The 5754-nt window shown below is 74.9% G+C and carries 7 protein-coding genes and 1 pseudogene; 2 read left to right on the forward strand and 6 right to left on the reverse strand.

Annotated features, from left to right (window positions below; translation table 11 throughout):
* The 6 genes and pseudogenes from AXW62_RS27325 to AXW62_RS27350 form a co-directional block, all read right to left on the reverse strand.
* Nucleotides 1–215: pseudogene (locus tag AXW62_RS27325) on the reverse strand (hypothetical protein); the annotation flags it as partial.
* Nucleotides 212–907 (reverse strand): hypothetical protein, encoded by a 696-nt coding sequence (locus AXW62_RS27330; protein WP_060946858.1) that lies wholly within the window; start codon nt 905–907, stop codon nt 212–214. The gene AXW62_RS27330 and the pseudogene AXW62_RS27325, both read right to left, overlap by 4 nt.
* Nucleotides 908–920: 13 nt before the next feature.
* Nucleotides 921–1343, reverse strand: a complete 423-nt coding sequence (locus AXW62_RS27335) for a septal ring lytic transglycosylase RlpA family protein (protein ID WP_060946859.1) — start codon at nt 1341–1343, stop codon at nt 921–923.
* Nucleotides 1344–1439: 96 nt separating this feature from the next.
* Nucleotides 1440–2597, reverse strand: coding sequence for an acetyl-CoA C-acetyltransferase (locus AXW62_RS27340; RefSeq protein WP_060946860.1), 1158 nt, complete (start codon nt 2595–2597; stop codon nt 1440–1442).
* Between the two features lie 28 nt (nt 2598–2625).
* Entirely contained in the window at nt 2626–3306 is a 681-nt protein-coding gene (locus tag AXW62_RS27345; protein ID WP_030825451.1) for a TetR/AcrR family transcriptional regulator, read from the reverse strand.
* Between the two features lie 15 nt (nt 3307–3321).
* The gene (locus tag AXW62_RS27350; RefSeq protein ID WP_060946861.1) at nt 3322–4107 is read right to left on the reverse strand and encodes an SDR family oxidoreductase; all 786 of its coding nucleotides are present in this window, start codon (nt 4105–4107) and stop codon (nt 3322–3324) included.
* Between the two features lie 75 nt (nt 4108–4182).
* On the opposite strand from AXW62_RS27350, the gene AXW62_RS27355 reads away from it, so the two are divergent.
* Together AXW62_RS27355 and AXW62_RS27360 are read left to right on the forward strand one after the other, a co-directional pair.
* The gene (locus tag AXW62_RS27355) at nt 4183–5361 is read left to right on the forward strand and encodes an acyl-CoA dehydrogenase family protein (protein ID WP_060946862.1); all 1179 of its coding nucleotides are present in this window, start codon (nt 4183–4185) and stop codon (nt 5359–5361) included.
* A 172-nt stretch (nt 5362–5533) separates the two neighbouring features.
* Nucleotides 5534–5754, forward strand: a 221-nt coding sequence (locus AXW62_RS27360) for an acyl-CoA dehydrogenase family protein (protein ID WP_174556440.1), incomplete at its 3' end; no start/stop codon positions are given.

The raw sequence follows: 5754 nt of genomic DNA on the forward strand, positions 1-5754 counted from the left end.
GGCGGGCAGCGCCACCAGCCCGGCGGCGAGGAGGAGTTCGGCCCGCCGAGGACGCGGAGTACGAGCGCGGCCCGGCCGCCGTCGCGCAGCAGCCGCGCGAGCGCGGTACGGGGCGCCTGCCGGGCGGCGCCCCGGCCGAACAGCTTGCCCGCACCGGCCGGGCCCAGCACTCCGGCGAGCACCAGCGGGGCGAGGGCACAGACCAGGGCGCTCACCGCCGGCTCCCCGCGGCGGGGGCGACCACGACCCGCACCAGGTCCACGGAGCCGTCGGAGGGCCGCCACGCGCCCAGCACCTGGGCGCTCTGCCCGATGGTGAGCCGGGACAGATCGGCCGTGGGTGCGGCACCGCCGTACGAGGCGCTGGTGGTCTCGGCCATGACGTTGCCGACGATCTCGTGCGGCCCGTGGGCGAGACGCAGCCGGGTCTTCTCGATGCCGCGGATGGTGGCGTGGAGGTTCACGATGTTGACCCACACCGCGTCGGCGGCGAGGGTGCCGTCGGGCAGGGGGACGCCGCGGGCGTAGAGTCCGTCGCCGGTCTCGATCTCGGCCGCGGTGGTGGCCCGTGCCTTCCAGACGCTGGTGGCGCCGGTGACCCGCACCCGGGCGTGGTCGCCGGAGGAGCCCGCGACCTGCAGGACGTCCCCGGCGATCCCGGTGATCCGCCCCTCGGCGAAGGCGCTCTCGGCGACGGCGGGGTCCAGCGGGCGGATGGGCGCGGCGAAGGCGGCGTCGGCGTCCACGGCGCCCAGGGCGGTCGCCCCGACCACCCCGGCGCTAGGGACGCCCGCGCTCAGCAGCCCCGGGCCGGCGGCTGCGGTGCCGATGACGGTGGCGCCGCGGAGGGCGGCGGCGGTGAGGAAGCGGCGGCGGTCGAGGGGGGCGCCGGTCCGGTACGCGCTCATGGCCGGGCCCGCCTCATTCGAAGATGGACACCGGCAGGGTGCCGGAGCTCAGGCTGCCGATGGCGGAGAAGGCGGCGGGGGTGAGGTCGATGACCCGGTTGGTGCGGCAGACGCCGTCGCAGCACACGGACTCGGAGCAGAAGCTGCGGGTGCGCGGTCCGCAGTCGCTGACGGTGACGCAGACGCTCGCGCCCGAGCAGTCATGGCGCACCTTCAGCACCGAGCCGCAGCCGCGCCGCGGTATGTCCTCGCCGCACAGATCCGGCCGGGTGATGTCCCAGCACGCCTGGGAGGCGTTGGGCCAGGCGGCCTGCAGGGCGCTGGACCGGCAGGTGCCGCACGCCCCGCCGCCCGCCGCGGCACACGGCCCCCAGGCGTTGCCGCAACAGAACCACGTGGCCTCGCCGTTCCACAACTTGGTCGATCCGCACGCCATGCCACGGTCCTTCCGGCTCGTCCGGCCCCCCGGAGCAGCACCATCATCCGTGCGGCCGGAGGCGGTCGCCACGGGAAGGGGGCCGGTCGGTGCCGCTCACATCCGCTCGACGATCGTGACGTTCGCCTGTCCGCCGCCCTCGCACATCGTCTGCAGTCCGTACCGGCCGCCGGTGCGCTCCAGTTCGTGCAGGAGCGTTGTCATCAGCTTGGCGCCGGTGGCGCCGAGCGGGTGGCCCAGGGCGATGGCGCCCCCGTTGACGTTGACCCGGTCGGGGTCGGCGCCGGTCTCCTTCAGCCAGGCCAGGACGACGGGGGCGAACGCCTCGTTGATCTCGACCAGGTCGATGTCGTCGATGGTCAGCCCGGTCTTCGCCAGCGCGTGCGCGGTGGCCGGGATCGGCGCGGACAGCATCCGGATCGGGTCCTCGCCGCGCACCGACAGGTGGTGCACCCGGGCGCGCGGGGTCAAGCCGTGCACCCGTACGGCCCGTTCGGAGGCGAGCAGCAGGGCCGCGGCCCCGTCGGAGACCTGCGAGGAGAGCGCGGCGGTGAGCCGGCCGCCCTCGACGAGCGGCTTGAGCGCGGCCATCTTCTCCAGGCTGGTGTCCCGGCGCGGCCCCTCGTCCACCGTGACCTCCCCCACGGGGACGATCTCGCGGTCGAAGCGGCCCTCGTCGATGGCGCGCAGCGCCCGCCCGTGCGAGCCCAGCGCGTACTCCTCCATCGCCTCGCGGGTGATGTCCCACTTCCGGGCGATCAGCTCGGCTCCGTGGAACTGGCTGACCGGCCGGTCGCCGTAGCGCGCCCGCCACCCCTGCGAGCCCGTGAAGGGGCCCCCGGTCAGCCCCAGCGGTTCGGTGGCCCGGCCGCTGGCGAAGCCGATGGGCACCGTCGACATGTTCTGCACCCCGCCCGCGACCACCAGGTCCTGGGTGCCGGAGAGCACCGCCTGCGCGGCGAAGTGCAGGGCCTGCTGCGAGGAGCCGCACTGCCGGTCGACGGTCACGCCCGGGACCTCCTCCGGGAGTCCGGCGGCCAGCCAGCAGGTGCGTGCGATGTCCCCGGCCTGCGGGCCCACGGTGTCCACGCAGCCGAAGACCACGTCCTCGACGGCGGCCGGATCGGCGCCCGAGCGCTCCATCAGCGTGCGCAGCACCAGCGCGCCGAGGTCGGCCGGGTGGACGGCGGCGAGCCCGCCGTTCCGCCGTCCCACCGGCGTCCTCACCGCTTCGACGATGTATGCCTCGGCCATGGCAGCTCCTTCCAGGTTCGTCATCGGGTCATGACGGTCTTGCGGTCGTTGTCCCGGCTCTCGGGGTGATGCCGTCCAGGACCATCGACAGGTACTGGCGGGCGATCTCCTCGGGGCTGTGCTGTCCGCCCGGCCGGTACCACGACGCGGCGACCCAGACGGTGTCGCGCAGGAAGCGGTACGCCAGCCGGATGTCGAGATCGGCGCGGAAGACGCCCTCGGACACCCCGCGCTCCAGCGCGCCCAGCCATGCCCGCTCGAACCTCCGCTGCGACTCGGTGAGATAGCCGAAGCGCGGCTGGGCGGACAGCTGCTTGGACTCCTTCTGGTAGATCGCGACGGCGGCGCGGTGCCGGTCGATCTCCCGGAAGGACTCGGTGACGAGCGCCTCGACGGTCTCCCTGGGGCCGAGCCCGGCGCCGAGCACCGCCTCGTACCCGGCCCAGAGCTCGTCGAGGAAGGTGGAGAGGATCTCGTCGACCATCGACTCCTTGGAGTCGAAGTGGTAGTAGAGGCTGCCCGCGAGCATCCCCGCCGCGTCGGCGATCCGGCGGACGGTGGTCGCGTTGTACCCCTGCGCGGCGAAGACCTCGGCCGCGGTGGAGAGCAGTTCGCGCCGCCGCTCGGGGGACGGGCTCACGGTCGTCTTCTTCTCGCTGTTCTTCGCGCTGTTTCCGGTGGAAGCGCGGTTCCTGGTGGAATTCGGCACCTTCCCATTCTCGCCTCATGGGTGCTGGCTGCTGACGGACACCGTCTCGCCGGTCATGTACGAGGAGTAGCCGCTGGCCAGGAAGACGATGACGTTGGCCACCTCCCAGGGCTCGGCGTACCGGCCGAACGCCTCGCGCTCGGTGAGCTCGGCCAGCAGCTCGGGGGTGGTGACCTTCACCAGGTGCGGATGCATGGCCAGGCTCGGCGAGACCGCGTTGACCCGCACCCGGTAGGCGGCGGCCTCCACCGCGGCGCAGCGGGTGAGCGCCATGACGCCCGCCTTGGCCGCCGCGTAGTGGGCCTGTCCGGCCTGGGCGCGCCAGCCGACGACCGAGGCGTTGTTGACCACGACCCCGCCGTGGCCGCCGGCCTTCATCCGGCGCAGTGCGGCGCGGGTGCAGCGGAAGGTGCCGTTCAGGGTGACGTCGATGACCTTGTCCCACTGCTCGTCGGTCATCTCGGTCAGCAGGGCGGTGCCGCCGAGGCCGGCGTTGTTGACCACCGCGTCCAGCCGTCCGTGGCGCTCCTCGGCGAGGTCGTACAGCGCGGCGATCTGGGACTCGTCGGTCACGTCGCTGACGCGTCCGGCGACCCGCCGCTCGCCGAACTCCCCGGCGAGCGCCGCCACCGTCTCCGTCAGCCGGCGCTCATGGGCGTCGCCCAGGACGACCCGCGCGCCCTCCTCGAGGAACCGGCGGGCCGTGGCGCCGCCGATGCCGGTGCCCGCGGCGGCGGTGATGACGGCCGTGCGGCCGGTGAGGAGGCCGTGGCCGAAGACGTACGGCGCCTTGTTGTCCATCACGGCGCCACGGTAACCTACCAAACACTTGTTAGGGAACTGTCGGGACGGCCGGCCGAGGGGCGGTGCGCACGGGTGGACCTCGATCTCACCGCGCGGGAGACGGCGTTCCGGGCCGAGGCCCGGCGCTGGCTGGCCGCGCACACGCCCGCCGCTCCCCTGCCCTCCCTGGAGACCGCCGAGGGGTTCGCGGCGCACCGCGCCTGGGAGCGCACCCTCGCGGCGGACCGCTGGTCGGCGGTGACCTGGCCCGAGGAGTACGGCGGCCGGGGCGCGTCGCCGGTCGAGTGGCTGCTGTTCGAGGAGGAGTACTACGCGGCGGGCGCCCCGGGCCGGGTGAACCAGAACGGCATCAGCCTGCTCGCCCCCACCCTCTTCGCCTACGGCACCGCCGAGCAGCGCGCCCGGCTGCTGCCGCCGATGGCGCGCGGCGAGACGGTCTGGGCCCAGGCGTGGTCCGAACCGGAGTCCGGCTCCGACCTCGCCTCGCTGCGCTCCACCGCCCGCCGCACGGACGGCGGCTGGCTGCTGACCGGGCAGAAGACCTGGTCGTCCCGGGCGGCCTTCGCCGACCGGGCCTTCGGCCTGTTCCGCGGCGGTCCGGCGGCGGACGCGCCGCACCGGGAACTGACGTATCTGATGTTCGCCCTGGACGCGCCCGGGGTGACCGTGCGCCCCATCGGCCGCCTGGACGGCAAGCCCGCCTTCGCCGAACTCTTCCTGGACGAGGTGTTCGTGCCCGACGAGGACGTCATCGGCGAGCCGGGGCAGGGCTGGCGCGTCGCGATGAGCACCGCGGGCAACGAGCGCGGGCTGACCCTGCGCAGCCCCGGGCGGTTCACCGCGGCGGCGCGGCGTCTGGTGGCGCTGTGGCGGGCGCGGGCCGAGGCGCCGGGGGGCGAGGCGGCGGGCTTGCGCGACCGGGTCGCCGACGCGGTGATCCGCGCCCGCGCGTACGAGCTCTCCGCCTACGCGAGCGCGTCCCGGCCGGCCGCCGGGGGCTCGCCCGGAGCCGAGTCCAGCCTGAACAAGGTCTTCTGGTCGGAGCTGGACATCGCCCTCCACGAGACGGCCCTGGACCTGCTGGGCCCGCACGGCGAACTGTCCGACGCCGCCGACGACCCGGCCGCGCCCGGCCCCTGGTCCGACGGCTACACCTTCGCCCTCGCGGGCCCAATCTACGCGGGCACCAACGAGATCCAGCGCGACATCATCGCCGAGCGGCTGCTGGGCCTGCCGAAGGGGCGCCGGTGAGACCGCGGGGGAGGACCCGGGGAGGCCGCCAGGCGCCGCGCCGGGCAGGCCGCGCCGGGGAAAAGCGCTGGAAGCCGCCGTTCCGGGGCCGCGACCGGGCCCGGCACGGCCAGGGCGGCCGGGGCGGCCGGGGCGGCGGACGGACCGGACAGCTGACGAGGGGAGGCCGGGGATGCACTTCGCGCTGGATCAGGCGCAGACGGAGTTCGGCCGCACCGTGGACCGGATGCTCGGCGGGGCCGACACCCCGCGCGCCGTCCGGGCGTGGGCGCGCGGGCAGCACGCGCCGGGCCGCGCGGTGTGGGACCGGCTCGCCGGGGCCGGGGTGACGTCGCTGGCCGTACCGGAGGCGTACGGGGGCGTCGGACCGCTGCCGGTGGAGCTGGGCGTGGC

Origin of the sequence: Streptomyces hygroscopicus subsp. hygroscopicus (assembly GCF_001553455.1) — a bacterium.
Classification (GTDB): domain Bacteria; phylum Actinomycetota; class Actinomycetes; order Streptomycetales; family Streptomycetaceae; genus Streptomyces; species Streptomyces hygroscopicus.